The following is a 26,432-nucleotide window of genomic DNA, read 5'->3' as shown; positions in this document are numbered from 1 at the left end:
CCACCTCGGCCTACTCCAACTCGCCTGCAGCATCATCTGCTTGAGACGACTCCGAACCTCATTCTGAAACGATCAGTTAGACGGTGTCCTACGCGTAGGACACCGTCTTAGCTTGACGCCTGTCCCGGCCAGCCTGTTGTGGCATGTGACCCTCGTCTGTCAGTGCTCGGGCGGTCCGGCGCAGCGGCGTAACCAGCCCAGGAAACGGCGCATCACAAGTGCCGCCAAGTGCGCCACGGGCGGATGATGACCTCCCGGAAGGTGTGGTGCGACGGGTTCCGGCCGGAGTGCGACAGCGCCCAGCCTTGCGGGTAGGCGAAGTCCCGGTTGGCCGCCGAGGACTCCCCACACACCGCGCACTCCATCGCGTACGTGGTTGGCTCCGCGTCCGGCTCGCGGTCCGGCGCCAGCGTCCACGTCTCGTGACGGATTACCGAACGTGCGCTCACAGGCCCCGCTCCGCTCGCAGGTTGGCGGCCTTCACACCAGCGCTGAGCCTTTCCGCCACCGTGGCTGGGCGAATACGTGTCGGGTCTGCCTCCCACTCACGACCGCCGCCCATCGGCCTCAGCATGGCGTGGGGCCCTGCCGCTCCCTGGTACTCCCCGACATTGCGCGTCGCCGGGTCGTACATCAGCGCCCCAACCTCGGGCACGGCCGTCTCTGCTTCTCTTCCTTGAGTCGCCATGCCAATGACGCTAGGTAACAGCGCAGACACGCCTCAATGGCACTTTCGCGAGGTGTCAGACCGAAGTGCCACACCGCGTCACAGTGGTACACCGATCGCGTCGGCAAGGCTCCGCATCTCTGGCGTGAGAGCGCGCCGACGGGCGATCACCCGGTTGAAGATGTCTCGTGCGTACCGCTGGTTGGGCAGCCACTGGGGCGCGACCGCGCTGATGCCTTGCAGGACCTCAACCGTCTTCGCGTAGTCGCGCGAGCGGACGTGTGCCTCCGCCACGTCCAAGAGGTGACGATTGCGGTTGTTGGACGTGGGTCGCATGCCTCCGGTGGGGATGCGTGCCGCGAGCTTGAGCACCAGGTCCGGCTTGTCGACGATCATGGCGTTCTCGGCACGCTTCAGAGCCACCGTTACCGGGCCGAAGGCTTGCAAGAAGTCGTCACGCGGCGCGAACTCGCGTCCCATCGCCACCGCCGCAGAGTTGGCGTACCGCAAGGTGTCCTCGGCCTCCCCGGGCCGGTTGTCCCGGATCGCGGCAGCGGAGGACCGCAACAGCAGCCACCCCCACGCGCTCAGTTCCGCTGGAGTCGCCCGCGAGATGCGCGGCTCCACTTCATCCGCCCACCTGGTTGCCAGCTCTCGCGCCTCGGCCAGCCGACCGCGACGTAGCAGGAGCCAGCACTGAGTACTCACGGTCGCCGCTGCCTGTAGCCGGTCCGAGGCGTCGTCGAGAGATCGCGTGAGGGCGATGTCCGCCGCCTCGAACTGCCGTGTCTGGGTGAGTAGCCAGCCTGTCAGTTGCGTGAGCCGGACACGGATCGCTCGTCCTTGGGGTCCGCTGTCGGCGATGAGATCGGTATCCCGGAGCAACGGCGGAAGAATAACGCTCAGCTCCGCGAAACGGTCACCGGAGAAGAGCGGCAGGGCAGACTCCAGGGCCTCCTGTACGCCGTTTGCGGTCGGCTCCTCGCTCAGGCCGTCGGCATGCACTGGAGCCAACAGAGCACGCCGGACAGCCTCCCAACGCTCAAACGAACCGGGCGCCGCGTCTGGGGCATCCTCGTGATCGGCGATGAGGCTTGTCGTTGGCACGCGCAGCGTCTGCGCCAGTTGGCGCGCCGTCTCCAGGCGCGTGTCAGCCCTCTCCCCCTGCTCCAGTTTCCGGATCAAGGAGAGAGAAACGCCGGAATCGCTCGCCAGCTGACGCTGTGTCATGCCACGCCGCTTGCGTACTTCTTGAAGCCGCTTGCCGATGTTGGCGCTCATGATTCGAGCGTACGGCGACGATCGGGTGTCCGTGCAGGCTTCCCGTACCCGTCGCTCTCCAGCAGGGGCGACACCGATCGGGCAAGAAACGCTGGTCCCGGCGAGTCTGTGGTGCCGTGTGCCCCTGGAAGGGCATCCGCCCATGACCGCGAGGGTGACGAAGGCGAGCTCAGGGGCGGGGAACCAGCCGGCCCCGTTTGTCTGATCCCAGCGACGTCCCGCTCTTCTTGGACTCCCCTACGCGCGGCCCGCGCTGCGGGAGTAGTGCCACAGCTGGTCATGCTCACGTTGACCTGCGGGACGGTACGAGCGGTTGTCCATGACGAGTGGATATGCGTCACGGCAATTGCTGGATAGAGTCGTCTCGTTACAACTGGTTGTGGGGACAACCAGAGTGCCTCGGGGAGGGCCAGCACCACATGAGTCGTCGCTCTACCGGCTTTGTCGGCGTCTGGGCTGAAATGCAACGACAGCAGCAGCGCCAGATGGAAGCAGAAGCCAGACGGCGGAGACAAGACGCGCAGCAAGCACGTGCCTATCAGAGGCGGGCTGCACAGAGTCACCGTGAGTACAGGCAGGCAGAGGCTCTGCGCCGCACGGAGGAACTGGACGCACAGGTTGCGTCACTGCAAGGACTGCTCGCGACGGGCTGTCAGGCTCCGGCTTTCAGGGCTTCCTCTCTCTTGCGCCCCGAGGAGGTCCAGCCCTTCGCTCCAGGAGCACTGGCGCAGCCCGTGCCCATGCCGGATTTCCAGCAGTACCAAACGCAGAGCGGGTGGAGCGCCAATCGTCGGGCCCAGGCGCAGGCAGAGGCAAGGGCGCGCTTCGAGCGGGACTGGCACGCCGCCCAGACGGCGGAGACTCAGCGGCAACATCAGTTGGCGGTGTATCAGCGGGAGTACCAGCATTGGGCCGAAGCCCAGTTGGCCGAGGTGCGCCGACACAACTCGGGCATCGCCGAGGTGACGGAGGCAGTAAGACTCGGCGATCCTGAGTCGGTGGTCGAGTATTTCTCCGGCGCTCTCTACGCCTCCACTGCCTGGCCGGAGGGTTTCCCACGTCAGGTGGTGGCCGCCTACGATCCAGCAGCTCGACAGCTGGTGCTGGACTGGGAGCTGCCCGCCTACGGCATCATCCCCGAGGTCAAGGCCGTTCGGTACATGTCCGGGGTGGATCAGGACAAGGAGACGCCCCGCCCAGCGGGTCAGCGTCGCGCCCTGTACCGGGAGATTCTCGCGCAGTGCATGCTGCTCGTCCTGCACGAACTCTTTGCCGCGGATGAGCTGAGCGCGCTCGAATCGGTGACCTTGAACGGGTTCGTGGATGGGCACGACCCTACGACGGGCCGACCGGGCCACATCTACCTGGCAACCGTCATGGCTTCACGCTCCACGTTCCGCACCCTGCACTTGGCGCAGGTGGACGCAGGCAGCTGCCTGGCCGACGCTCTGCGCGGGCAACTGTCGGCTCGACCCGACCAACTCACGCCAGTACGGCCGAGTCGCCGGCCACAGGAAGTGGGAAACCGCGTTGTCACGCATGGCGGCGATGAAGAACCCGACCTGTACGACATGGATCCGATCGCCTTCGAGAATCTCGTTGCCGATCTCTTCCGGGCCATGGGGATGCAGGCGGTCACCACCCAACGCTCCAACGATGGCGGCGTGGACGTCGATGCCCTGGATCCGACGCCGATCCGCGGCGGCAAGATCGTCGTGCAGGTGAAGCGCTACCGCAACACCGTTCCGCCCACCGCTGTACGGGACTTGTACGGGACCGTGCAGGATGCCGGCGCCAACAAGGGCGTCTTGGTGACGACTTCGGGTTTCGGCCCTGGCTCACACACCTTCGCCAACGGCAAGCCACTGGAACTGATCTCGGGCACTGAGCTCGTCGACCTGCTGCACCGTCACGGGCTGCGGGGACGGCTGGGCCAGGGTGGGCCTCGGACTGCGGCGTCGCCCACCCTGCCGGGTTCGGACACCCCGTTGCCCGACGACTACAACGTGCTGGGCATGTCGTGGACCGGAAGCGTCGCCCTGGACGTGTGTGCGCTCGTCTGCCGTGGCAAGCGCGTCCTCAGCGACGATCACTTCGTCTTCTTCAACAATCCGCACACACCGGACGGCGCTGTGCGCGCTCTTCCCGCCACCGCGCCTGACAAGGCCGCAATCTGTGTGTCGTTCGACGGGTTGCCGGACGAAGCCGACCGATTCGTGCTCGTGGCCGCTATCGACCCCGAGGTCAACCCTGACGCCGACCTCTCCGGTTTCACGAACGCCCGCATCCGACTGCTCGACCCGAGACTCACTGAGCTGGGACAGCTCGAAGTCTCCGACGGCCGGTCTCGCGAAACCGCCTTGGTACTCGGTTCCTTCCGCCGACGCTCCAACGGAGACTGGGACTTCGTCCTGGGCGGCAAGGGCTACATGCATGGTCTGGAAGAACTCGTGCGGGATTTCGGCATCGCGGTGGAATAGTTCCGCCGTGGGTTCAGCTGCTGCCCTCGCCTGGGGCCCACGTGCGTTGTCGCTTGGGAGATCTCGAAGACCGTCAGCCGTCGTGACTGCGCGGCATGACCGCCAGTCACATGGCCAACGTGTCCCGCTGCATGTCTACGCTCCAGGCAGCCTCGCCCGACGCAAGAAGGAGGCCGTGGCAATCCTTCCGTAGCAGACAGCAACGTCCCCGCCTCTGAAAAGGGGTTGTGAACGCGGCTTGATGACCCACGTCAAGCCGTGTTCACAGACCCTATTAGGGGGCGGGGCGCCTGGCGCTGGGCCCGGCGACGATACCGGAGGCAGTCTTCAGCGAGCTGCTCGGCAGTTCCATCGTGCTTCGATCACCGGCAGCGCAGCACCGGCGAAAGCCGCATCGATCCGGATCTCGGACCGCCCCGGAAAGCCGCTCGCCACTCTCCGGACGTGCGGCAGCGCATGATCGCCGGCGTTGACCTTGTAAACGTGGCATGCACACAATCTGCGGGCCTGCGACGGCCGCTGGCGAATAGGGAGGCCCACCATGTGTGGAGATTGCGGTCACCGCGAGACGATCGCTGCGATCGCGCGAAATCCTGCGGCGCCGGCCGACGTCTTGACCAGGCTGCTGTGCGAGGAAGCCATTGCGGCCCGGAGCACGATCGCCTGGCGCGCCCTGCCGGACGAGGTGGTTGACGCCATCGTTGCGCATCCCGACCACAGGCTGCGGACCGTGCTCACTGAGAACGTCTCGGTGCCGGCGGAACAACGCGCCAAGCTCGTAAACGATCCCGATCCACGCGTCCGCCATGCTCTGGCCATCGGACCCGACTGGTTCCGCATTCCAACGCCGCCACTGCCCCTGTCCACTCAGCAGCGCCTGCTTGCCGATCCGGAACTGCGGGTCCGCCGAAGCGCGGCCTTCTGCCGCCACACAGCTCCGACCCTGGTCGCCGGGCTCGCCGACCACCAGGACGCGGACCTTCGGCAGGCAGCCTGCCGCCAGTGGACCTTGTTGTCCGAGGACACCCGAAGCCGTCTGCTCCGCGACGCTGATGACAAAGTCCGTCAGGCGGCCATGATCGAGGCCTGCCGCGATGACGCGGGCTGTACGGACCTTCTTCTCGGCGCAGGAATTGGCTACCTCGACAGGCGGGATGTGATCCGGTACGGCGCCATGAGTACGGCGACCGCCGAAGGCCTCGCAGCAAGTACCGAAGAGGAGGACCGGCGGGGGCTGGCGGCCAACCTCAACGTTCCCATCGACATCGTCCGTGGGTTGGCGAACGACGACGCGCACAGCGTACGGCTGGCGGTATCGGTACGCCCCGAGCTGACAGAGACAGAACGCACCGCCATTGACGTCACCATCAGCTCGTCCGACCGGCTCCATCCCGTCGAATGGGTTCGCCTCTGCACCGATCCCGACCTCTTGCGCCAATGCGCCAAGTCGGCCAACACCCTGCTACGGCGCAGCGCCACTTACAGCCGGCACCTGCCTGCCGACGCCATCGACCTGCTCTCGAAGGACGACGACTACCCCGTACGACTCCTTCTGTGTGAGAACCAACCGACCGTCGACGGCGAGGTGGTGCTGCAGACGTATCTGGACTGCAAGGTCATCACCAGGGGCGCTCTGCTGAGCCACCCGAACTTCCCGGGCGCGGGCTGCTGGCAACGCTTCGCCAACGACCCGGATCCAGAGAAACGACGGCTGGTGGGGCTGGACTCCGAAGCGCCCGTCGACACTGTGGTCCGGCTGCTTGCCGACCCCGACGATCATGTACGTGCCACGGCAGCCGCGCACCCCGCGCTGCCAGTCGATCTCATTCTCGAAAGCTGCGGGAATCCGGAGACCTCCTCCCGCGCCCTCAGCAACCCGAGCCTTCCCGCGGAAGTCATGCACCAATACCTGGATGATGCAGGCATCCCTCGCTGAAACTGGCAGATCAGGAGTAACGCGAACACTGCGTCGCGCGGACGAGGGTTGGTCACCCGCGCGGCGTGTGCTGGTTGACCGCGGAAGCATGCGCTCCAGCTGGGTCTCTGCCTGCGGGTTTCTGTCGTCTTCCCACATGGAAAGGGCTGTGAATGCGCCTTGATGACCAATGTCAAGCCGTGTTCACAGGCCTCATTGCGGCCGACGCACCTCGCGGGATCAACTCTGTGAAGGGCGACCATGTGCGCACTGCAGGCCGGTACAGCTTTGGAGGCCATCTCATGTGGCTGGTCCGAACGCTGTCATGCGGAAGCCACCACCTCGCCGGCCATGACCTGGGGAGGGTTGGGGAGCAGTGACGCAAGGTTGACCCGCACGAAGTCCGCAGCCCTCGAGATCGATTCCTCGGCACCGGCCTGGTCCTGGAAGACGCTGGTCGAGACCATCACTCCGTCCCCGGCATCGATCCAGTAGTAGGCCACGAAGCCGGAGACCTGGCGCATGAGCGGCACGAACCCCTCGTTCACGAGACGTGCCGCCTCGGCCGAATCGGTCACCCCTTCGTACCGCCGGACTGCTGCGTACATCGCCAAGCTCCTCACGGCGTTCTGGGTTCGTCCTCTGCTGAGACGTCGTACCCCTGCGACGGCTGCCGGGCTCATGAGGCGTCCGGCAATCACCTGAAGGGCCGCCTTGAGTGATCCGAACGGCGGCCGCAGGCCCGGACACACGGCCCTGCGCACGTCTGCCACGAGACGGCATGCAATACCCGTCCTGGTCACGGAGAAGATCGAACTGCACAGGCAGTCGGCCGGGGGCAGAATCGGGCGCGTTCCGGCCTGCCCCCGTGATCCACGGGCGGTTGGTGGTTCTGAGCAGGGTCAGTTCCTCGCCTCATCGGCCAGGAAGGCGCTCAGGCTGTCGAGGAGCATGGTGCTGCCCTGCTCGGCCGTGTCGCGTTCCTCGGCGGTGTCGCAGGTCTGGTGGAGCACGATCTGCGTGTGGTGGTCGTTCTGCTCGTCGAGTTCCATGGTCATGGCTGCCGGCGCGGGCTTGCCGGGTACGTCCATGCCGACCACCAGGAGGCGGTTCTCGGCGACCTCAAGATAGGAGCCGGTCAGCGGGAACTGTCCGCCGTCGGGCGTGACCACCGTGGCCTTCCACGCTCCGCCCGGCCGTACGTCCATCTCGACGGAGCCGGCAACGGCGTAAGCCCACCGGGCGTACTGCTCGGGAGTGGTCCACGCCCGCCACACCTTCACCGCGGAGGCGTCGAGCGTTCGGGTCAGCTTGTAGGAGAAGCCGTTGGCCGGGGTGGCCTGCTCGGTACTCATGCTTCGTCTCCTCGTTTTCGTGCCTGGTCGGGACTGTCGCACCTGTAGACACCCGTGGACGCGGAGACTCATCGGTCTTGCCGGGGCTTTTCTCAATTGGGCGAGAATGCGGGTAGAGAGCGGTTCGAATGAGCCCGGAGGAAGCGTTCAGAATCATCGATCACATCCTTGCTGCGATCTTTCCCGCCCTCTGATGCGCCCTGGTCGATCGACCGCTGAGGCTGCGCCGTTTGCACTACCAACAGATGGCTGGGCGTCCATCCGGACCGCCCTACCGGCTGCGAAGAGTTTGCGAACGCGGCTTGATGATCCACGTCATCCGGTCCCGTTTCCGCGCCGGAGGGAAATGGCCCTCTTCGGCGGCGAGTTGGCCGATTTCCGGAGAGTGTGCCTGGTGGACGGTGACCGTGGATGCTGTGTAGACCGCCTGGATCCCGCGCCGGGGCTCTTCCATGGCGTACAGCGTGGGGTCCAGGTACGCCTCCCGCATCGAGCAGCCTCACACGCGACGTCGGAGATTCTCCAGGCTGCATGAAGGCGTGCCGCGCGGTGGTCCGGCGCGGCTCACCCCTTGGGCGCCCGCGTCGTGCGGCTGGGCGATGTCCGGTCGAGGATGTCTGTGGAGGTGTCTGAAGGTCTGTGGCCCAGTGCTCTGCCCAGCACAGTCAGGCGGCTCTCCGCACGGGCTGCCGGGTCGACTCCTGCCAAGCCTGCCCAGTCCGATCGCTTCGATCCCCTACTGGAGGCTGCCATGGGTCAGGTTCTCGGTGATGTCCTGGGTTTTGCGGCCGCCGTCGCCGTCAGCCCGCTCCCGATCATCGCGATGATTCTCGTACTCGCCACGCCTCGGGGGCGGCTCAACGGGTTACTGTTCGCCGCCGGCTGGGTTCTCGGGCTCTTCGCGCTGGGCGGGGTGGTGCTGGCGATCGCCGGCCCAGGGGGCGCCTCCACCAAGAGTCAGCCGGCCACCTGGGTGGGCGGCCTCAAGCTTGCCCTGGGCGTGCTGCTCGTCCTCTTCGGCGCTCGGCTGTGGCGTCGGCGCCCGAAGGATGCCTCGGAGGCGCAGCTGCCGAAGTGGATGGCCACGATCGACCAACTCACGCCGCTGAAGGTCTTCGGACTTGCCGTGGCCCTGGCCGCGCTCAATGCCAAGAACGCCCCGCTGACCATCGCCGCAGGCGCCTCGATCGCTTCGGCCGGGCTTCCTGTCGGGCAGCAGATCGCCTCGCTGGCGATCTTCGTACTGATCGGCTCACTCGGGCTGCTGGCCCCGCTGGGAGTCTTCCTGATCGGGGGAGACCGAGCAAAGACCACGCTCGGCGGCTGGAAAGACTGGGCCGCGCAGCACAACGTCGCCGTGATGGCAGTCCTGTTCTTCGTCATGGGGGTGAAACTGCTCGGCGACGGCATCGCCATCCTCACCTCCTGACAGCGGCCACAGCAACCGCGCTTCTTGCTGAAACTGAAACGCGAGACCAGGGACCCCACGCGCGAGTACGCCGGCAGCTTCAACGCCCTCTGGCTTGCTGGGGTGAGCGACGCCCGCACGGCCCTTTCCCGGGGTGCGGACGACATGCGCGCGGGATACGCTTTTTGACGGCAAGGTCAGGTTCTCCGGGCGGTTTTGCAGACGCCCGGGCCTCATTCGCGATGATCGATTCTTCCTGCGGAGACCTTTGACGTGCGTGGTGCACCCCTTCGCATTCGCAGGGGTGAGCAACAGCCGATTCCCTTCTTCGAAGGCGTGCCTCGCGCTTTGGGCGCCGTAGTGGTGCTGCCTCAGGGCCCGCAGCTTTGCGTCCCTGAAACGGAGTTCGGGATGAAAGTTGTCGTTGATCTTTCCCGGTGTCAGGGGTATGCGCAGTGCGCGTTCCTGGCTCCGGACGCTTTCCGGATGCACGGCGAGGAAGCGCTGATGTACCACCCGAAGCCCGACGACGTCCAGCGCGAGCAGGTGCTGCGCGCCGCGGCAGCCTGTCCGCTCCAGGCCATTCTGGTCGACCAACTGGAGGGACGGGACGCGCCGGTGGGGGCGTCGCCGTCATGAGCAGTGCCGACACCCTGCAAGGGTTCAAGCGCGACGGCCGCGTCGTGATCGTCGGGGCGTCGCTGGCGGGACTGCGAGCCGCGGAGGCGCTGCGCAACGAGGGTTTCACCGGTTCGTTGACCATGATCGGTGACGAGTTGGGCGAGCCCTACGACCGGCCTCCCCTGTCCAAGCAGGTACTGACCGGGTGGGTGTCGGCCGGGGACACCACGCTGCCGCGACGTCGTGACATCGAGGCGGAGTGGCTCCTGGGCGTACCTGCCGACGGGCTGGACCTGGCGACCAACAACGTGCACCTGGCCGACGGCCGCGAGGTTCCCTTCGACCGCATGTTGATCTCCACCGGGGTACGGGCCCGGCCCTGGTTCGTCGAGGCCGAGGCGGCCCTGGAGGGAGTGTTCGTCGTTCGCACGCGTGGGGACGCCGAGGGCCTGCAGCGAGCGATCGCCGCAGGGCCCTCCCGCGTACTGATCATCGGCGCGGGCTTCACCGGCTCCGAGATCGCCTCCATCTGCCGCGAGCGTGACATCGCGGTGACCGTCGCCGAGCTCGCGCCGGCCCCGCTGGTCGGGGGACTCGGCGCCATGATCGGCGAGGTCGCCGCCGACATGCAGCGCGCCCACGGTGTGGACCTGCGCTGCGGTGTCAAAGTCACCCAGCTGGAGGGCGACGCGCAGGGGCGGTTTCGCCGCGCTCACTTCTCCGACGGCAGCACGGTCGACGCCGACGTGGCGGTGGTGGCGCTCGGGGGCATCCGCAACACCGAGTGGCTGCGGGACTCGGGACTGGCGGTGGGCGTATGGGGAGTGGCCTGCGACGCGGGCTGCCGCGCCTTCGACCTCAACGGCCTGGTCACCGACGACATCTTCGTCGCCGGAGACGTGGCACGCTGCCCGAACCCGATCTACGAATACCGGTTCATCTCGCTGGAACACTGGGCCAACGCCGTGGAGCAGGCCGAGATCGCGGCGCACAACATGGTCAGCGCCCAGGCGGACCGCTGGCCGCACCTGTCCATCCCGGCGTTCTGGTCGATCCAGTTCGGCGTCAACATCAAGTCCGTCGGTGTACCGACCTACGCCGACGAGGTCGTCGTCACCCAGGGATCCGTGCCCGACCACCGCTTCGTCGCCGCGTACGGGTACCAGGGCCGCGTCACCGCGGCCGTCAGCTTCAACAACGCGAAGTGGCTGGACCACTACCGGCAGCTGATCGCCACGGCCGCGCCCTTCCCGCCCCCCTGCCCCACGCCCGACCAGCCCGTCGACGCGAAACCGGTGCCCGTCGACTTCCCCGGCCCCGTGCTGCTCGCCCAGGGCGCCACGGTGATCGTCACGGGCCATGACCCGGGCGAACGGCGCGTCACAGCAGTGCGGCAGCACCGGTAGGAGGGAAAGCGACATGACCACGACCGAGACGCCCGACATCCTGCCCCGGATCCTCGACTACTCCGCCCGGGCCGACCCGTACCCGCTGTACGCCGAGCTGCGCAAGACACCGGTGGCCCTGCAGGAGGACGGCAGCTACGTCATCAGCACCTATCGCGAGCTCACCGGCATACTGCACGACCCGCACCTGAGCTCCGACGTCCGCAACCTGTCACGACCGATGCCCGCGGTCGAGGGACGTGCCACGCCGTCGTTCATCAACCTCGACCCGCCCGAGCACGACCGCTTGCGGCGCCTGGCGATGCGCCACTTCGGCCCCCCGCACACCCCGGGACTGGTGGCCGGCATGGAACCCGACCTGACCGCCACCGTCAGCAGCCTGATCGACGACTTCGCGGGCAAGCAGCAGATCGACATCGTCGACGACTTCGCCTACCCGTTCCCCGTCACCGTGATCTGCCACCTGCTCGGCGTACCACGCGAGGACGAATCGCGGTTCCACCTGTGGGTGAACGCCATCATCGACTCGATCGACTACAACCCCAAGACCGACCCGAAGGAGAAACTGGACAACGGCGTGCAGGCCACCAAGGACCTTCGCCAGTATCTCGGCGGGCTGCTGGAACAACGCCACGGCCGCCCCGGCGACGACCTGTTGACACGGCTGGCCAACGACGACGGGCCCGACGGGCGGATGACCGACGAGGAAATCATCAGCACCGCCAACCTGCTGCTCATCGCCGGCCACGAGACCACCGTCAACCTCATCACCAACGGCATGCTGACCCTGCTGCGCCACCCGCAAGTGCTGCAGCGGCTGCGCGACGAACCGGACCTGGTCGTGCCGCTGGTCGAGGAACTGCTGCGCTACGAGCCCCCCGTGCACATCATTCCGTGGCGGGCGGCGTACAGCGACATCACCGTCGCCGACACCGTCATCCCCAAGGGCTCGCAGATCATGCTCATGCTCGCCTCGGGCAGCCGCGATCCGGACCGCTTCGACGATCCCGACCGCTTCGACCCCGACCGGCAGGACAACCAGCATCTGGGGTTCGGCAGCGGCATCCACCTGTGCTTCGGTGGACCGATGGCCCGGCTGGAGACCCAGATCGCGCTGAACGAGCTCGTACGTCGCCTGGACGGGCCCAGGCTGGTCGCCGACCCGCCGCCGTACCGGACCAGCCCCGTCCTGCGCGGTCCCATCCATCTCCCCATCGAGCAGAGCTGAGTGCCCCCTCGCTGATCCGGTGCCCGTCGAAGGCCGGAGCAGGGCCCGAAGGCTCAGCCATCGGCCTTGTCGGCCTTGGCCACACCGATCGGGCAAGAGACACCGGTTCCGCCGATCCCGCAGTACCCCGCCGGATTCTTGTCGAGGTACTGCTGGTGGTATCCCTCGGCCGGATAGAAGGTGCGGCCCTCCGCCGGGAGGAGTTCGGTCGTGATCGTGCCGTAGCCCGACCCTGTGAGGACCTTCTGGTAGGCCTCGCGGGAGGCCTCGGCGGTCGCCGCCTGGTCCGGGGTGTGGGTGTAGATCGCGGAGCGGTACTGGGTGCCGACGTCGTTGCCCTGGCGGAAGCCCTGGGTCGGGTTGTGGGATTCCCAGAAGAGCTTGAGGAGGGTCTCGTACGAGACGAGGGACGGGTCGTAGACCACGCGGACCGCCTCGGTGTGGCCGGTCAGGCCCGAGCAGACCTCCTCGTACGCGGGGTGCTCGGTGAAGCCGCCCTGGTAGCCGACCAGGGTGGTGTACACGCCGGCCGGGAGCTGCCAGAACTTGCGCTCGGCGCCCCAGAAGCAGCCCAGGCCGAAGTCGGCGATCTCCAGGCCCTCGGGGTAGGGGCCGAGCAGTGGGGTGCCGAGGACCGTGTGCCGGTCGGGGACCGTGAACGTCGGCTCCGGGCGACCGCGCAGGGCCTGCTCCGCGGTGGGGAGCTGCGGCGTACGGCTGTGCAGAAACATGCGGTCTCCACGAGGTCGGTCCGAGGGGGCACGCCCTCCAACGTACGAGCGGGGCCCGGCATTCCTCAGCGTGGCAGCGTCGCCGGGCTGCCCCCGTTCGCCTCGTATCCCGCCACCGCCAGCGCGCGGTAGACCGCGAACTCCGCCGCCGGGTCGGAGGTCAGGGTCCAGGGGAGCGCGCCGATGTGACCGTCCACGTGCACCAGCTGGTTCATCGCCTCGGCCCAGCGCTCGCTGCGGACCAGGAAGAAGATCAGGAGGTGACGGACGTGCGCCAGCATCGGGTCGTCGGGACGGGCCGCGTGCACCGCGAAAAGCGCGCCGTGCACCGCCTTGGTGACGACCTCGCTCTGGTAGAAGCTGCGGACCAGATTCACCTCGGGGAGGTGCTCGAAGACCGCGAAGAGGGGCATCGCGGCGAGGAGAGAGCCCTGTGGGGCGCGGGCCGCCGCGGCCTCGGCGAAGGAGTACGCCACCTCGCGCGAGCCGTGCCACTTCTCGCACCAGTAGTGCAGGGCGGCCAGGTGCGCGCCCATGTGGGACGGCGCGCGATCCAGGATCTTCAGCCAGAGCTGCTCGAACTCCGGCTGGGAGTAGGCGAGTCCGCGGGCCACCGACAGCTCGACGATGTACGGGATCGGGTCCCCGGGGGCGAGGAGCGCCGCCTCGCCGCAGGCCGCCTTCGCCTCCTCCATGATGATCCGGAACTCGTCCGTGCCCGGCGTCGCCGTACGCCACGCCTGCTGCACCAGGAACTCCGCGTGCACCGCCGAGCCGCCCGCGTCCTTGGGCGCCTCGGCCCGCCACACCCGCAGCCACTGGCCGCCCGGCGTCTCGCTCACCCCGCCGGGGTGCTGCGCCAGCTCCAGCGAGGCGGCACCCGCGAAGGCCTGCACCCGCTGCCATCGCTGCTCGCCGTCCCGCTCCGTGCCCGAGAGCAGCTGCGACGCCGAGCGGTAGTCCTGCGTGCGCTGCACCAGGTCCAGCACGTCCAGCAGGTCCTGGTCCGCCCCGGGCATGCGGATGTCCAGCTGCTCCTGCCGCAGGAATCCGTAGTTCGCCGGGTCCGCGGCGTCCGGGTCGGCGGGCGAGACCAGCTGAATACCGGCGCGCCTACGCCTGAGCACCGGCAGCAGGACCAGCGTGAACATGGCCAACGCCATCAGGACCCAGAGAATCTCCATGCCTCAAGCGAACCAGACGGGTCCGACAATTGGCGAACCCGGTCCCCACGAACTCGCTCGCAGGGCCTCGCGGACGTCACCGGACGCGTGGGCGCATTACGCTCGGGACCCATGAGCGACAGGCACATCAGTCAGCACTTCGAGACCCTCGCGATCCACGCGGGCAACACCGCCGATCCCCTCACCGGCGCGGTCGTCCCGCCGATCTACCAGGTCTCGACCTACAAGCAGGACGGCGTCGGCGGGCTGCGCGGCGGCTACGAGTACAGCCGTAGCGCCAACCCCACCAGGACCGCCCTCGAAGAGAACCTCGCCGCCCTGGAGGGCGGTCGCCGCGGCCTTGCGTTCGCGTCCGGACTGGCGGCCGAGGACTGCCTGTTGCGTACGCTGCTCAGCCCCGGCGACCACGTGGTCATCCCCAATGACGCGTACGGCGGTACGTTCCGCCTCTTCGCGAAGGTGGTCTCGCGGTGGGGTGTGGAGTGGTCCGTGGCGGACACGAGCGACCTCGACTCCGTACGAGCCGCCCTCACCCCGAAGACGAAGGTCATCTGGGTGGAGACGCCCTCGAACCCGCTCCTCGGCATCACCGACATCGCCGCGGTCGCCCAGGTCGCGCGGGAGGCGGGTGCCAAGCTCGTCGTCGACAACACCTTCGCCACGCCTTATCTGCAGCAGCCGCTCGCGCTCGGTGCGGACGTCGTCGTGCACTCGCTGACCAAGTACATGGGCGGGCACTCGGACGTCGTCGGCGGTGCGCTGATCGTCGGCGACCAGGAGCTCGGCGACGAACTGGCGTACCACCAGAACGCGATGGGCGCGGTCGCCGGGCCCTTCGACTCCTGGCTGGTGCTGCGCGGCGCCAAGACGCTCCCCGTGCGTATGGACCGGCACAGCGAGAACGCCACCAAGGTCGCCGACATGCTGACCCGGCACGCGCGCGTGACGCGCGTGCTGTACCCCGGCCTCCCGGAGCACCCCGGTCACGAGATCGCGGCCAAGCAGATGAAGGCGTTCGGCGGCATGGTCTCGTTCCAGGTCGAGGGCGGCGAGGAGGCGGCCGTGGAGGTCTGCAACCGCGCCAAGGTGTTCACGCTCGGTGAGTCCCTGGGGGGTGTGGAATCCCTGATCGAGCACCCGGGGCGTATGACGCACGCGTCCGCGGCCGGCTCGGCGCTCGAGGTGCCCGCCGACCTCGTCCGCCTCTCCGTGGGCATCGAGAACGTCGACGACCTGCTCCAGGACCTCCAGCAGGCCCTGGGCTAGGCATCAGGGAACGGCCTGGCAGAGGCCTACCAGCCCCTCAGCGGTGGAGTCGTCTCCGACGGCGGCTCCACCCAGGGGCGGGCCGTCGTCGCCCAGACCACGAAGGCGACGGCCGCCGCGAACAGCAGCAGCCACAGCAGACGCCGGGCCACCGTCCCGCGACGCAGCATGCGGCCGCCCCGGCGCACGACGTCCGCGTACAGGTCGGGCGGCAGCGGGGGCGGCGCCTGCTCCAGCATCCGCCGTACGGCTGCCTCCCGCTCGCGCTGGTTCATGAGGGTGCCACCTCCGCCACCGCCGATGCCGGTCCGCGCGGCGGGTGCAGCAGTGTCGCGGTCGCGCGGGCGCAGATCGTGCGGACCCGTTCCGTGGGGAGTCCGAGCAGGGCCGCCGTCTGTTCCTCGGCGACCCCCTCGTACAGCCTGAGGACCAGGACCAGCCGGTCCTGGGGGGCGAGCCCGGCCAGGACGCCGCCGGTGGACGGGCGGGCCCGCCCGAAGCTTCCGTACGGGTGCCAGGCGCCGCGCGCGAAGCGCACGGCCAGATGCCGACGGGCCCGGTCGTACGGGTCCTCGCCGCGCAGCCGGTCCCAGGAGGCGTACGTGTGGGCGAGGGCCAGCGTCAGCAGGCGCCGCGCGCGCGGGTTGGCGTGCGGAGGTTCCGCCGTGAGCAGGGTGGCGGCATGCAGCAACCGCCCTGCCGCGCCCGCGACGAACGCCTCGAACTCCCGGGCCCGGCGGGCGCCTTGCGACGCACGCCGTTCTCGCACCACGCCTCCCGCCCGAGGGCGACCCTGAGGGCAACGGGGCCCCGGCCGGGTACGACGGGCCGCACCGCGTGCGACAAGGACCCGGTCTCATATGAGGCCAGGTGCTGCCTTCCGGTCAAGACTCCGGGATGCCAGGACTGACGAACGCCAGGACTGCGGCACGCCAGGGCTGTGGAACGCGACGACTCCGGGACGTCAGGGCTGCGGGGCGCGACGACTCCGGGACGTCAGGAGTCCGGCTGCTCCGCCGTCGTGACCCCCGTGGGGGCCATGCGTGCCGACAGCGCGCCATTGAAGCGCGTGAGGAGCGTGCAGAAGGCCTCGCGCTCCTCCGGCGCCCAGTCGTGTGTCAGCTCGGCCATCAACTGACGCCTGGAGGAGCGCACTTCGTCGAGGCGGGACTGCCCGCGCGGCGACAGCTGGAGCACCACGGCGCGCCCGTCCTCGGGGTGCGAGGTGCGCTTGACGAGGCCGGTGTCGACCAGCGGGGCCACCTGCCGGGTGACCGTCGACGAGTCGATGCCCATGCTCGCGGCGAGCGCCTTGACGCCCATCGGGCCCTCGTTGTCGAGGCGGTTGAGCAGCAGGTATGCGGCGCGGTCCATGGAGTTGCGCACCTGCCCCACTCCGCCGAGCCGGGTCTGTTCGGCACGGCGCGCGAACACCGCGACCTCGTGCTGCAGCGTTTCGAGAAGACCGGTGTCACCGACGGTCGTCATGTCCATCGACATCTCTGGTGTTGTGGGCATGGCCGGGGGCTCAATTCATGCGTGGGGAGCTGGGTTGGGGGACAGGGTACGCGGCTGGGGCGTGGGCCGTACGGGCGCTGCGAAAACCGGTCTCGGACCTTGGTCACGCCAGGAGTGCGCCCGTGTGAACTGCGAGACTGGTGGTCATGAGCTACAGCACGGCTGACTCCTTGCCCAGGGTGACTCTGGACGACGTACGAGGCGCCCAGAAGATGCTCACGGGCGTGGCGCGGATGACCGCGATGGAGGGCAGCAGGTATCTGTCCCAGCTGGTGGGCGCTCCGGTGCACTTCAAGTGCGAGAACCTCCAGCGCACGGGCTCGTTCAAACTGCGTGGCGCGTACGTGCGGATCGCGGGGCTGCTGCCCGAGGAGCGCGCCGCGGGTGTGGTCGCCGCGAGCGCCGGCAACCACGCGCAGGGCGTCGCGCTGGCCTCCTCGCTGCTCGGCGTGCGTTCCACGGTCTTCATGCCGACCGGCGCCCCGCTGCCGAAGGTAGCGGCCACCCGCGACTACGGCGCCGAGGTGAGGCTGTACGGGCAGGTGGTGGACGAGACGCTGGCCGCCGCCCAGGAGTACGCGGCCCGGACGGGTGCGGTGTTCATCCACCCCTTCGACCACCCCGACATCATCGCCGGTCAGGGCACGGTCGGCCTGGAGATCCTGGAGCAGTGCCCCGAGGTGCGCACGATCGTCGTCGGTATCGGTGGCGGCGGCCTTGCCGCGGGGGTCGCGGTCGCGGTGAAGGCGCTCCGTCCCGACGTGCGGGTCGTCGGTGTGCAGGCGGCGGGCGCGGCGGCGTATCCGCCCTCGCTGGCGGCCGGGCGTCCGGTGACGATCGAGAATCCGGCGACGATGGCCGACGGCATCAAGGTCGGGCGGCCGGGCGACGTGCCGTTCCAGCTCGTCGGGGATCTGGTGGACGAGGTCCGCACGGTCTCCGAGGACAATCTGTCCAGCGCGCTGCTGCTCTGCCTGGAGCGCGCCAAGCTGGTCGTCGAACCGGCCGGCGCGAGCCCGGTCGCGGCGCTGCTGCGGGAGCCCAAGGCCTTCGAGGGGCCGGTCGTCGCCCTGTTGTCGGGCGGCAATGTGGACCCGCTGCTGATGCAGCGCATCCTGCGCCACGGCATGGCCGCCGGCGGCCGCTATCTCGCGGTCACCCTGCGGCTGACGGACCGTCCCGGCGCCCTGGCCACACTTCTTGGGGTGTTGTCAGTGGCGGACGCTAACGTCCTCGACGTGAGCCATGTACGGACCGACCCACGGCTCGGGCTCACGGAGGTGGAGGTCGAGCTGCACCTGGAGACGAAGGGGCCGGAGCACTGCGCCGAGGTCGAGCGCGCGCTGCGCGAGGCGGGCTACATGGTCATCGACTGAGGTCGGGGCCGCCGTCGTCCGTCGGCGTCGTCCGCCGTTGTCGTTCGCCCTTGTCTCCGATGGAAAAAATCCGTTGAGCAACGCGATACATCGCGTTATGGTGTGGCTCAGCGTGAAGTCCCGACTCGTAAAAACCCCCAACGACGTGGAGAAAACACATGCCAGGAGCCATCTACGCCGAAGGTCTGGTGAAGACCTTCGGTGACGTAAGGGCTCTGGACGGCGTCGATCTCGATGTCCCGGAAGGCACCGTCCTGGGCCTGCTCGGGCCGAACGGCGCGGGTAAGACGACCGCCGTCCGCTGTCTGACCACCCTCCTGCGGCCCGACAGCGGAAAGGCGGTCGTGGCCGGAATCGACGTGCTCAAGCACCCCGACGCGGTACGGCGCAGGGTGGGCCTCTCCGGACAGTTCGCCGCCGTCGACGAGTACCTGACCGGCCGCGAGAACCTGCAGATGGTCGGCCAGCTCTACCAGATGCGGGCGAAGGCCGCGAAGGTGCGGGCGGACGAGCTGCTCGAGCAGTTCAACCTCGCGGACGCCGCCGACCGCACCGCGAAGACGTACTCGGGCGGTATGCGCCGCCGGCTGGACCTGGCGGCCGCCCTGGTCGTCTCGCCTCCGGTGATGTTCATGGACGAGCCGACGACCGGCCTCGACCCGCGCAACCGCCAGCAGCTGTGGGAGGTCATCAAGCAGCTGGTCTCCGGCGGTACGACGCTGCTGCTGACCACGCAGTACCTGGAAGAGGCCGACCACCTCGCGCACGACATCTGCGTGGTCGACCACGGCCGCGTCATCGCCCGCGGCACCGCCGACCAGCTCAAGGCGCAGACGGGCGGTGAGCGCGTCGAGGTGGTCGTGCACGAGCGCGAGCACATGGTGACCGCGGCCGAGGTGCTGCGCGGCTTCGGCAAGGGCGAGACCACGGTGGAGGAGCACACCCGCAGGCTCACCGTGCCCGTCACCGGCGGCGCGAAGCTCCTCGCGGAGGTCATCCGCGAGCTGGACACCCGCGGCATCGAGATCGACGACATCGGTCTGCGCCGCCCGACCCTGGACGACGTCTTCATCTCGCTCACGGGCCACCTGGCCGAAGAGCGGGAAGAGGGCTCCGGGACGGCTGACGACCGCAAGGCCCAAGCGCGCAAGAAGGAGACCACCAAGTGAGCGCCGTCACCGACGCCGTGCAGGTCGCGGCGCCCTCGAACCCGATCGGCCAGTCCGTCCGGGACTCGTTGGTCATCGCCCGCCGGAATCTGATTCGCATGGGCAGGATTCCCGAGATGCTCATTTTTGGGCTGATCCAGCCCATCATGTTCGTGGTGCTGTTCACCTACGTGTTCGGCGGCTCGATCCAGGTCGGCTCGTCCAGCTCCACCCAGGCCTACCGCGAGTTCCTGATGGCTGGCATCTTCGCCCAGACCGTCACGTTCGCCACGGCGGGCGCGGGTGCGGGCATCGCCGACGATATGCACAAGGGCCTCATCGACCGCTTCCGCTCCCTGCCGATGTCACGTGGTGCGGTGCTGACCGGCCGCACCATTGCCGACCTGGTGCAGACGGCGCTCACTCTCGTCGTGCTGGCGGTCGTCGCCGTGATCGTCGGCTGGCGCACACACGAGAACCTCGGCAAGGTGCTCGCTGGATTCGGCCTGCTGCTGCTACTCGGGTACGCGTTTTCCTGGATCGGCGCGCTCATCGGCCTGTCCGTGCGCACTCCTGAAGCAGCGACCTCGGGTGGCCTGATCTGGCTGTTTCCGCTGACATTCATCTCGAACGCCTTCGTAGACGCGAACCAGATGCCGTCCTTCTTGCGGCACATCGCGGAGTGGAACCCGTTCAGCGCCACCGTGCAGGCGTGCCGCGAGCTGTTCGGCAACCTTCCCCCGGGCTTCCAGACGCCCGACGCCTGGCCCATGCAGCACCCCGTATGGGCCTCGCTGATCTGGTCGGTCGTGATCATCCTGATCTTTCGGACGCTCGCGGTCCGCAAGTACCGCCGGGCGGCTGGTTGATGGCTCTGCTTTCCGGATTCTGTCCGCCAAAGTTGGCTAGGGTGCAGTTGGCCTGGGCGCGCCTCTGACCAGGAACGATGACCCACCTCGAAGCCCCTCCAGGAGATGAACGCCATTGGTTGATTCCGCCCCGCGGGTCTCATCTGGCGAGGCGGCTTTGATCAACAGCGTCCCCTTTCCGCGTGAGGGGCTCAGGGCCCTGCCTCAGCCTGTGAGTCACAGCGCCCGACGGGGCCTCAGCCGCACCCGAGGGGTCGGCGACTACTTGCTCAGTACGTGTGCCGTGGCGCCTGGGTGACGTCACGGCACACGCGAAAATCAATGGCCGACGGGAACCGGTCGGCCGCACGCTGTACGCCATGGAAGAACCGCAGCGCGGGATCCGTGCGGTGCACGCGGCGTCCACGATCACCGTCTACCAGGCGTACTCACCGGAGATCGGCCTGCCCGCCCGTCCGGGAGGGCCGTTTTCCCGCCAAGTGGAAGCGGGACCGGATGACGTGGATCAAGCCGGCCTTCCTGTCCCGGGCGGCAGTCGGCCGTTCGGCAAACTTGTCCGTCATGGAGAGTGGGAAAACCATGGGAGGGTCATTTGTTCGAATGTTGGTGGCCCCCTGTGGCGCTCGCGGCACAGGTCTCCTTGGAGACTTGGCGCGGAGGAAAGATCGCTAAGCGTTCGAACGCTTGCTCCTCTCGCGGTTTTTCCCGCTCTCCCGGAAGGGCCTCGTTGTACATGCCGCCACCGGGCCTATCGCGCGGCCCCGTACGGGTTATTTCGGTACGGCGACACGGTGTCCACGCGGAAGAAGGGGTAGTCAGTCTCCAGACCCGGACACGGAATGACGAAATATCGCAAAGAAAGGTGGAAGAGATGCCCCTCCCCCTCCCCCTCCCCCTGCCCCTCCCCCTCCCCGCTGACGAGGTCATGTGCCTTGAGGAGTGGCGTCTGGAACTCGCTGAGGGCGACACCGACTGATTCGTTGCCGTTTCCGGCGGCAGATCCTTGTGCGAGGGTCCGCCGCCTCAACTGTGAGGGGAGTCGACGAACGTGACGGACGCGTCCACGCTGCGGCGGCCGGTCGTGGATGAGGTGCAGGGGCGGCTGGTGTCAGATCCGTACCGGTGGCTGGAGGACGACACGGCGGCCGAATGCGCGCAGTGGCTTGCCACCCAGGATCAGATGCTCGCCAAGCACTCGTCGGCCTGGCGGACGAGGCCCGCTTTCCGGGCGCTCCTTGGTGAGCTGATGGACTGCGGGGGCGCGGCGGCGCCTGTGGTGTCGGCGCCTGTGGTGCGGGGGCGGCGGCGGTTCTTGCTGCGCCGGCGGGCTGGGCAGGAGCTGCCGGTGCTGGTCACCGTCACGGGCGGGGAAGGGGGGGAGGTCGAGGATGTAGTGCTCGACCCGATGAGCCTGGATCCGTCCGGGAGGACGGCGCTGTTGGCGTGGCGGGCGTCGTGGTCGGGGCGGCTGGTGGCTTTCCAGGTGGCGGCCGGCGGCGCGGAGGCGCCTGTTCTGCGGGTACTGGACGTCGCTGACGGCCGGGTGGTGGATGGGCCGTTGGCTCTGGGCCGGCCGACCGCGGTGGCCTGGCTGCCTGACGACACGGGCTTTTACTACGTGACCGGGTCGGTGGCCGAGCCGCGCCGGGTGAGACTGCACGGCATCGGGGACGATCCCGCGCACGATCCGGTCGTGTTCGAAACGGCGATGCGCCACCTGTCGGTTTCCCTGGGCCCCGAGGGCCGCTGGCTGCTGGTGAGCGCCGCCCCCGGGGCGCAGACCGGCAACGTTCTACGCCTGGCGGACTTGGAAGCTGATGTGACCGGCGGGCGGGGGCTCGGCACGCCGGATCTGGTGACGGTTCACGACGGGACGTCCGACGGCAGCAGCGCTCTGGTCAAAACCGGCCCGCGAGGTCTGCTGTATGCCATCACCAACGCGGGAGCTCCGCGCGGGCGGGTGTGCCTGCTCGATCCGGTCCAGCCGCGCTCTGCGGCCTGGACCACCGTCGTCGAGCCCGGCCCCGACGTCCTGCTGTCCGCCTGCACCGCCTTGAGTGATGCGGGCAGCGGGGAGATGAGGCTGCTGGTGAGCACCGTAAGCAACGGCGTTCCCAGCCTCGCTCTGCACGAGGTGACCGGGCGGCTGCTCACCGACATCCCCACGCCGGGGACTGGTCCGGGCACGATCAGCGGTCTGACGACCCCGCCGGGGGACGCGGACCGGGTGTGGTTTCGCTACACCGACTTCCTCACCCCTCCGGCCGTCTACCGGTTCGAGCTGCCGCAGGAGCGGTGCTTGCCAGAAACGAGCCACCTGCCCCGGACAACGCCCGTCCGCCCCCGACCGCCGGCGCCCCGGCAGGAACCACCTGTCGTACGGCAGCTCACCTACCTCTCCGAGGACGGCACCCCAGTCGGCCTGTACCTCATCACCCCTCCCGGGCCCGTTCACGGCCCGCGCCCCGCTCTGCTGACCGCCTACGGAGGCTTCGGCGCCTCCGCGGCCCCCGCCTACTCGCCCACCATCACCGCCTGGGTCCGGGCCGGCGGCATCTACGCCGTGGCCGGCGTCCGCGGCGGCGGCGAACACGGCACCACCTGGCACGCCGCGGGCAGCGGACCCAACAAACCCAACGCCTTCGCCGACTTCGCGGCCGCCGCCTGCCACCTCATCGACGAGGGCCTGACCACCCCCGCCCAGCTCGCCGTCAAAGGAGCCTCACACAGCGGACTGATGGTCGCCGTCGCCATCACCCGCAACCCCGAGCTCTACGCCGCAGCCGTCTGCTCCGACACCCTGACCGACATGGTCCGCTATCCCCTGTTCGGCCAGGGCACGTGGTGGACAAACGAGTTCGGTACGCCAGACGATGCCGGCCTGCTCGACACGCTGCTCAGCTACTCGCCCTACCACAACGTCCGCCCTGGCACCCCTTACCCCGCCGTCCTCCTCACCAGCACACGCATCGACCCCCGGGTCGGCGCAGCCCACATGCGCAAATTCACCGCCGCCCTCCAACACGCCACCACAAGCGGCAAACCCGTCCTCCTGCGCACCGAAGACGGAGTCGGCCACGGCTCCCGCGCTCCCTCCCGCTACGCCGACCTCCACAGCGACGCCCTCGCCTTCTGCGCGGAACACACCGGCCTCACACCCCCCCGGAGACCGGAAAAATCGTGGGAGGGGTGAGCCCTGACCGGTTGTTGAATCAGGCCGCGAGCTCGACCCTTCCGGGGGTGGTGAAGCCGGGGTACCAGCGGGCGAAGTCGTCGGCGAGGTCTCCGTTGATGACCCGGGTGCGGACTTGCAGCAGCAGGTGGGCGCCTCGTGGTGACCAGCGCATCTGCTGTTTCTTGACCATGCGCTTGCTGATGACCTGGTTGACCGCGGACTCGGCCGTGGCGCTGGAGACCGGCTCGCCGCAGCGGTGGCGCTCGCCGTAGTTGGGGATCTGATCGGCGTTGCCGTGGATGTAGCCGCAGAACTCGCCAAGTCGGGTGGAGAACGCCTGTTGCGTGTCGCTGGGGTCTTCGGTGCACAGGATCTCGAAGTCCTCCACGAGGTCGTCGAGGAGGTCCAGGGCACGGAAGGTGTTGCCGTGCCACAGGAAGTGCTTGATCCGTTCCAGCTCGGCGTCCACCCGTTCGGGGTCCACGGTGAACGTGTCCTGGTCGTCCTCGCTGTCTGGCGGTGGTGGGGGCAGCGAGCGGGTCATCTGCCGCAGCACGGTGAGGCGCATGGTGATGTGGAACCAGTCCAGGTAGTACTCGGCTTGGGGGTTGAGGAAGGCGGGCAGCTCGCGGATGTCCTCGCCGCCGTCGGTGAGGAAGACGACCTGCTGGTTGTCCTGCATGCCCTGGCTCTTGAGGACTTCGTAGAGCCGCCGTTTGGGTTTGGTGTCCCAGGTCTGCACGAACGCGAAGGTCTTCGCTGTGCCGTCGCCGGTCGGCGTGGACCTGCCGGTGATCACCTCGAACCAGCCGTTGCGTCGGGAGGTCTGGTTGCTGGAGTGGACGTATCCGCCGTCCAGGGTGACCACCAGCGGAAGGTCCGGACGCGGCAGGTCCTCCCAGTCGCGCGGGCAGGTCTCGATGAAGCTGGTCTGTTCCTCGCCGAGCTCGTCCTCCAGCCGGGCAGCGGTGCGTTCGACGTGCTGGCGCACCGCGGCGGCCTGAAGCTCCCGCCCGAGAGGGAAGGTCTCGCTCAGCAGGGTCGCGGCGGCGCCGTAGGAGGTGAGGGCTGCGTACGTGGCCTCCCAGAACAGGAGCTCCGGTGTGGTGCGCTCAGGCAGTAGCCGGGCCAGCGGACTGACCGTCGCCGCGCCGTCGGCCCCGCAGGCGCGGGCGAGGAAGCGGCCGTCTGGGCTGAGATTGAGGCCATGCTTTCGGACGTGGACAAGTTCAGGGCCCTTGCTGCCAAGTGGTTGGGGGCGATCCCGGCGCGCGCTGAGACGTATCGGGAGCGTCTGGCCGAGTTGGACGCGCAGATCGAGAAGAAGAAGGCCAGCCGCAAGGGTCAGCTCATCGAGAAGCTCACCCAGCTCTTTGAAGATGAGTTGGGCGAGGGCGCCGGAGACGGCCTCGACGGGGACACGATTCGGGAGGTGAAACAAGCTCTCCAAGCGAAGGAAGACGAACTGACCGCCGAGCGTGATCGTGTGGCTCGTTGGCTCCGAGAGGCCGAAGATCAGCAGCAGTGGGCGGGCGAGATCGTTGCCCTGGTGGAGGAGCAGGCGACCGAGATGGACTCCTTCACTCCCGCGCAGCGCCGGGAGCTGCTCGAGTTGCTGGACATCCGCGTACAGGTGATGGGCAAGGGGCAGCCGCGCCGCAGGGGGATCGCCGACCCCCTCACGGAGTGGCACAGGGAGACAGGCATGCTGGTGCCTCTCAAGATCACCGATGAGGAATGGGCGAGGACTGACGCCGTCCTTCCTGACTCTCGTCAGAACTGGACGCCCAAGCGCGAGATGTTCGAAGCGATCTTGTGGAAGCTGCGGACTGCTGCCCGGTGGAGCGAGGTGCAGGTCTCCGGGAACTCCTGGAGCGCCGTGAGGCGGCGCGCGGAAGTCTGGCGTATCTCGGGTGCCTGGGAGACTGCCATGGCTCTGAAGGGCTCCGGCGGGGTTCCTGTGCCGCCACTCATGGTCCTGCCGCCCATGGAGGTCTGGGGCAGCATTGACCCGAGGTTCGCGGCGCTGTCGCTGGAGACCTGCGAGGGGGACGGGGACTGCTGCAACCAGAATCACACCCACGCACACACGGCAGCACCAGCTCCACCGACTACCGCAACTTCCTGATGGCGGGCATCTTCGCGCAGACCGTCACCTTCGCCACCGCGGGCGCCGGCGCGGGCATCGCCGACGACATGCACAAGGGCCTCATCGACCGCTTCCGCTCACTGCCCATGGCACGCGGCGCGGTGCTCACCGGGCGTACCCTCGCCGACCTCGTGCAGACCGCGCTGACCCTGCTGGTCCTCGCGGCGGTGGCCCTGCTGGTCGGCCGGCGGGTCGGGTCGGACGGCGACACCAACGCCGCCAAGGTGCTGGGCGCCTTCGGGCTGCTGCTCCTGTCCGGGTACGCGTTCACCTGGATCGGCGCGCTCATCGGCCTGTCCGTACGCACCCCCGAGGCGGCCACGTCCGGCGGGCTGATCTGGTTCTTCCCGGTCACGTTCATCTCGAACGCGTTCGTGGACTCCAGCAATATGACGCCCTGGCTGCGGCACATCGCGGACTGGAACCCGTTCAGTGCCACGGTGCAGGCCTGCCGGGTCCTGTTCGGCAACCCGGGGGTGTCGGCGTCGGACGCCTGGCCCATGCAGCACCCGGTCTGGGCCTCGGTGATCTACTCCGTCCTGATCATCGTGGTGTTCAGAACCCTCGCGGTACGCAAGTACCGATCCGCCACGGCGTGACCCGGGCATGACGGTGCCCCTGGCCGCGTGGCCAGGGGCACCGTCGTAGTCGCTGG

Annotated in this window: 24 protein-coding genes and 1 pseudogene; 14 read left to right on the top strand and 11 right to left on the bottom strand. The window is 68.3% G+C overall.

What is annotated here, in order from left to right; genetic code table 11:
* Window positions 1–212: 212 nt before the first annotated feature.
* Window positions 213–449, bottom strand: a complete 237-nt coding sequence (locus ACX28W_RS12175; RefSeq protein WP_458998911.1) for a DUF7848 domain-containing protein — start codon at window positions 447–449, stop codon at window positions 213–215.
* A 317-nt stretch (window positions 450–766) separates the two neighbouring features.
* Window positions 767–1,948, bottom strand: a complete 1,182-nt coding sequence (locus ACX28W_RS12170) for a helix-turn-helix domain-containing protein (protein ID WP_458998910.1) — start codon at window positions 1,946–1,948, stop codon at window positions 767–769.
* Window positions 1,949–2,367: 419 nt separating this feature from the next.
* Here ACX28W_RS12170 and ACX28W_RS12165 point away from each other — a divergent pair, with 419 nt between their 5' ends.
* Both ACX28W_RS12165 and ACX28W_RS12160 read left to right on the top strand, forming a co-directional pair.
* Window positions 2,368–4,428 carry a restriction endonuclease gene (locus tag ACX28W_RS12165; RefSeq protein WP_458998909.1) on the top strand — a complete coding sequence of 687 codons (2,061 nt, stop codon included), beginning with the start codon at window positions 2,368–2,370 and terminating at the stop codon, window positions 4,426–4,428.
* A 541-nt stretch (window positions 4,429–4,969) separates the two neighbouring features.
* Entirely contained in the window at window positions 4,970–6,364 is a 1,395-nt protein-coding gene (locus tag ACX28W_RS12160) for a hypothetical protein (RefSeq protein WP_458998908.1), read from the top strand.
* A 302-nt stretch (window positions 6,365–6,666) separates the two neighbouring features.
* On the opposite strand, the gene ACX28W_RS12155 is transcribed toward ACX28W_RS12160, so the two are convergent.
* From ACX28W_RS12155 to ACX28W_RS12145, 3 genes are all read right to left on the bottom strand, one after another.
* Window positions 6,667–6,951 carry a hypothetical protein gene (locus ACX28W_RS12155; protein ID WP_458998907.1) on the bottom strand — a complete coding sequence of 95 codons (285 nt, stop codon included), beginning with the start codon at window positions 6,949–6,951 and terminating at the stop codon, window positions 6,667–6,669.
* A gap of 294 nt (window positions 6,952–7,245) precedes the next feature.
* Window positions 7,246–7,698: an SRPBCC family protein gene (locus ACX28W_RS12150; RefSeq protein ID WP_458998906.1), complete on the bottom strand. Its 453-nt coding sequence runs from the start codon at window positions 7,696–7,698 to the stop codon at window positions 7,246–7,248.
* Window positions 7,699–7,969: 271 nt separating this feature from the next.
* Window positions 7,970–8,152 carry a DUF4291 family protein gene (locus ACX28W_RS12145; protein WP_458998921.1) on the bottom strand — a complete coding sequence of 61 codons (183 nt, stop codon included), beginning with the start codon at window positions 8,150–8,152 and terminating at the stop codon, window positions 7,970–7,972.
* Window positions 8,153–8,449: 297 nt separating this feature from the next.
* On the opposite strand from ACX28W_RS12145, the gene ACX28W_RS12140 reads away from it, so the two are divergent.
* The 4 genes from ACX28W_RS12140 to ACX28W_RS12125 all read left to right on the top strand — a co-directional run bounded on the left by ACX28W_RS12140 (window position 8,450) and on the right by ACX28W_RS12125 (window position 12,361).
* On the top strand, window positions 8,450–9,127 hold the full coding sequence (locus tag ACX28W_RS12140) for a GAP family protein (protein ID WP_458998905.1): 678 nt from the start codon (window positions 8,450–8,452) through the stop codon (window positions 9,125–9,127).
* 390 nt (window positions 9,128–9,517) lie between these two features.
* The gene (locus ACX28W_RS12135) at window positions 9,518–9,745 is read left to right on the top strand and encodes a ferredoxin (RefSeq protein ID WP_458998904.1); all 228 of its coding nucleotides are present in this window, start codon (window positions 9,518–9,520) and stop codon (window positions 9,743–9,745) included.
* Window positions 9,742–11,133: an NAD(P)/FAD-dependent oxidoreductase gene (locus ACX28W_RS12130; protein WP_458998903.1), complete on the top strand. Its 1,392-nt coding sequence runs from the start codon at window positions 9,742–9,744 to the stop codon at window positions 11,131–11,133. The genes ACX28W_RS12135 and ACX28W_RS12130 overlap by 4 nt, the downstream gene beginning before the upstream one ends.
* A gap of 13 nt (window positions 11,134–11,146) precedes the next feature.
* A complete protein-coding gene (locus ACX28W_RS12125) occupies window positions 11,147–12,361 on the top strand; it encodes a cytochrome P450 (protein WP_458998902.1) in 1,215 nt (404 codons plus the stop codon).
* Between the two features lie 53 nt (window positions 12,362–12,414).
* Here the strand turns inward: ACX28W_RS12125 and msrA are convergent, their stop codons facing one another.
* Together msrA and ACX28W_RS12115 are read right to left on the bottom strand one after the other, a co-directional pair.
* Window positions 12,415–13,092 carry a peptide-methionine (S)-S-oxide reductase MsrA gene (gene msrA, locus ACX28W_RS12120; RefSeq protein ID WP_458998901.1) on the bottom strand — a complete coding sequence of 226 codons (678 nt, stop codon included), beginning with the start codon at window positions 13,090–13,092 and terminating at the stop codon, window positions 12,415–12,417.
* Window positions 13,093–13,157: 65 nt separating this feature from the next.
* Window positions 13,158–14,276 (bottom strand): hypothetical protein, encoded by a 1,119-nt coding sequence (locus ACX28W_RS12115; RefSeq protein WP_458998900.1) that lies wholly within the window; start codon window positions 14,274–14,276, stop codon window positions 13,158–13,160.
* A gap of 111 nt (window positions 14,277–14,387) precedes the next feature.
* On the opposite strand from ACX28W_RS12115, the gene ACX28W_RS12110 reads away from it, so the two are divergent.
* Window positions 14,388–15,542 (top strand): cystathionine gamma-synthase, encoded by a 1,155-nt coding sequence (locus tag ACX28W_RS12110; protein WP_362074081.1) that lies wholly within the window; start codon window positions 14,388–14,390, stop codon window positions 15,540–15,542.
* Window positions 15,543–15,568: 26 nt separating this feature from the next.
* On the opposite strand, the gene ACX28W_RS12105 is transcribed toward ACX28W_RS12110, so the two are convergent.
* From ACX28W_RS12105 to ACX28W_RS12095, 3 genes are all read right to left on the bottom strand, one after another.
* The gene (locus tag ACX28W_RS12105; protein ID WP_458998899.1) at window positions 15,569–15,817 is read right to left on the bottom strand and encodes a hypothetical protein; all 249 of its coding nucleotides are present in this window, start codon (window positions 15,815–15,817) and stop codon (window positions 15,569–15,571) included.
* Window positions 15,814–16,311, bottom strand: a complete 498-nt coding sequence (locus ACX28W_RS12100) for a sigma factor-like helix-turn-helix DNA-binding protein (RefSeq protein WP_458998898.1) — start codon at window positions 16,309–16,311, stop codon at window positions 15,814–15,816. The genes ACX28W_RS12105 and ACX28W_RS12100 overlap by 4 nt, the downstream gene beginning before the upstream one ends.
* A 227-nt stretch (window positions 16,312–16,538) precedes the next feature.
* A complete protein-coding gene (locus ACX28W_RS12095) occupies window positions 16,539–17,042 on the bottom strand; it encodes a MarR family winged helix-turn-helix transcriptional regulator (protein ID WP_458998920.1) in 504 nt (167 codons plus the stop codon).
* 164 nt (window positions 17,043–17,206) lie between these two features.
* Here ACX28W_RS12095 and ilvA point away from each other — a divergent pair, with 164 nt between their 5' ends.
* From ilvA to ACX28W_RS12070, 5 genes and pseudogenes are all read left to right on the top strand, one after another.
* Window positions 17,207–18,436, top strand: a complete 1,230-nt coding sequence (ilvA, locus tag ACX28W_RS12090; protein WP_458998897.1) for a threonine ammonia-lyase — start codon at window positions 17,207–17,209, stop codon at window positions 18,434–18,436.
* Between the two features lie 158 nt (window positions 18,437–18,594).
* Window positions 18,595–19,605 carry an ATP-binding cassette domain-containing protein gene (locus ACX28W_RS12085; protein WP_458998896.1) on the top strand — a complete coding sequence of 337 codons (1,011 nt, stop codon included), beginning with the start codon at window positions 18,595–18,597 and terminating at the stop codon, window positions 19,603–19,605.
* Window positions 19,602–20,453, top strand: a complete 852-nt coding sequence (locus tag ACX28W_RS12080) for an ABC transporter permease (RefSeq protein ID WP_458998895.1) — start codon at window positions 19,602–19,604, stop codon at window positions 20,451–20,453. The genes ACX28W_RS12085 and ACX28W_RS12080 overlap by 4 nt, the downstream gene beginning before the upstream one ends.
* Before the next feature lie 359 nt (window positions 20,454–20,812).
* A pseudogene (locus ACX28W_RS12075) lies at window positions 20,813–20,975 on the top strand (DUF4291 family protein); the annotation flags it as partial.
* Between the two features lie 526 nt (window positions 20,976–21,501).
* A complete protein-coding gene (locus ACX28W_RS12070; protein WP_458998894.1) occupies window positions 21,502–23,646 on the top strand; it encodes a prolyl oligopeptidase family serine peptidase in 2,145 nt (714 codons plus the stop codon).
* Window positions 23,647–23,665: 19 nt separating this feature from the next.
* Here the strand turns inward: ACX28W_RS12070 and ACX28W_RS12065 are convergent, their stop codons facing one another.
* Complete coding sequence (locus ACX28W_RS12065) at window positions 23,666–24,913, bottom strand: ISKra4 family transposase (RefSeq protein WP_458998919.1); 1,248 nt, start codon at window positions 24,911–24,913, stop codon at window positions 23,666–23,668.
* On the opposite strand from ACX28W_RS12065, the gene ACX28W_RS12060 reads away from it, so the two are divergent.
* Both ACX28W_RS12060 and ACX28W_RS12055 read left to right on the top strand, forming a co-directional pair.
* On the top strand, window positions 24,836–25,756 hold the full coding sequence (locus tag ACX28W_RS12060; protein WP_458998893.1) for a transposase: 921 nt from the start codon (window positions 24,836–24,838) through the stop codon (window positions 25,754–25,756). The genes ACX28W_RS12065 and ACX28W_RS12060 overlap by 78 nt on opposite strands.
* The gene (locus ACX28W_RS12055) at window positions 25,687–26,376 is read left to right on the top strand and encodes an ABC transporter permease (protein ID WP_458998918.1); all 690 of its coding nucleotides are present in this window, start codon (window positions 25,687–25,689) and stop codon (window positions 26,374–26,376) included. The genes ACX28W_RS12060 and ACX28W_RS12055 overlap by 70 nt, the downstream gene beginning before the upstream one ends.
* Window positions 26,377–26,432: the final 56 nt, after the last annotated feature.

The organism is Streptomyces sp. SD15 (assembly GCF_054462255.1).
The sequence above is the reverse complement of the archived record's forward strand: the minus strand, read 5'-3'. Positions and strand labels throughout refer to the sequence as shown.

What these genes read in the sequence shown, in the direction of transcription:
- ACX28W_RS12165 (WP_458998909.1), top strand. Translation starts at nt 2,368, where the DNA reads ATGAGTCGTCGCTCTACCGGCTTTGTCGGCGTCTGGGCTGAAATGCAA.
- ACX28W_RS12145 (WP_458998921.1), bottom strand. Translation starts at nt 8,152, where the DNA reads ATGGAAGAGCCCCGGCGCGGGATCCAGGCGGTCTACACAGCATCCACG.
- ACX28W_RS12150 (WP_458998906.1), bottom strand. Translation starts at nt 7,698, where the DNA reads ATGAGTACCGAGCAGGCCACCCCGGCCAACGGCTTCTCCTACAAGCTG.
- ACX28W_RS12085 (WP_458998896.1), top strand. Translation starts at nt 18,595, where the DNA reads ATGCCAGGAGCCATCTACGCCGAAGGTCTGGTGAAGACCTTCGGTGAC.
- ACX28W_RS12130 (WP_458998903.1), top strand. Translation starts at nt 9,742, where the DNA reads ATGAGCAGTGCCGACACCCTGCAAGGGTTCAAGCGCGACGGCCGCGTC.
- ACX28W_RS12155 (WP_458998907.1), bottom strand. Translation starts at nt 6,951, where the DNA reads ATGTACGCAGCAGTCCGGCGGTACGAAGGGGTGACCGATTCGGCCGAG.
- msrA (WP_458998901.1), bottom strand. Translation starts at nt 13,092, where the DNA reads ATGTTTCTGCACAGCCGTACGCCGCAGCTCCCCACCGCGGAGCAGGCC.
- ACX28W_RS12095 (WP_458998920.1), bottom strand. Translation starts at nt 17,042, where the DNA reads ATGTCGATGGACATGACGACCGTCGGTGACACCGGTCTTCTCGAAACG.
- ACX28W_RS12105 (WP_458998899.1), bottom strand. Translation starts at nt 15,817, where the DNA reads ATGAACCAGCGCGAGCGGGAGGCAGCCGTACGGCGGATGCTGGAGCAG.
- ilvA (WP_458998897.1), top strand. Translation starts at nt 17,207, where the DNA reads ATGAGCTACAGCACGGCTGACTCCTTGCCCAGGGTGACTCTGGACGAC.
- ACX28W_RS12115 (WP_458998900.1), bottom strand. Translation starts at nt 14,276, where the DNA reads ATGGAGATTCTCTGGGTCCTGATGGCGTTGGCCATGTTCACGCTGGTC.
- ACX28W_RS12160 (WP_458998908.1), top strand. Translation starts at nt 4,970, where the DNA reads ATGTGTGGAGATTGCGGTCACCGCGAGACGATCGCTGCGATCGCGCGA.
- ACX28W_RS12140 (WP_458998905.1), top strand. Translation starts at nt 8,450, where the DNA reads ATGGGTCAGGTTCTCGGTGATGTCCTGGGTTTTGCGGCCGCCGTCGCC.
- ACX28W_RS12110 (WP_362074081.1), top strand. Translation starts at nt 14,388, where the DNA reads ATGAGCGACAGGCACATCAGTCAGCACTTCGAGACCCTCGCGATCCAC.
- ACX28W_RS12125 (WP_458998902.1), top strand. Translation starts at nt 11,147, where the DNA reads ATGACCACGACCGAGACGCCCGACATCCTGCCCCGGATCCTCGACTAC.
- ACX28W_RS12060 (WP_458998893.1), top strand. Translation starts at nt 24,836, where the DNA reads ATGCTTTCGGACGTGGACAAGTTCAGGGCCCTTGCTGCCAAGTGGTTG.
- ACX28W_RS12135 (WP_458998904.1), top strand. Translation starts at nt 9,518, where the DNA reads ATGAAAGTTGTCGTTGATCTTTCCCGGTGTCAGGGGTATGCGCAGTGC.
- ACX28W_RS12170 (WP_458998910.1), bottom strand. Translation starts at nt 1,948, where the DNA reads ATGAGCGCCAACATCGGCAAGCGGCTTCAAGAAGTACGCAAGCGGCGT.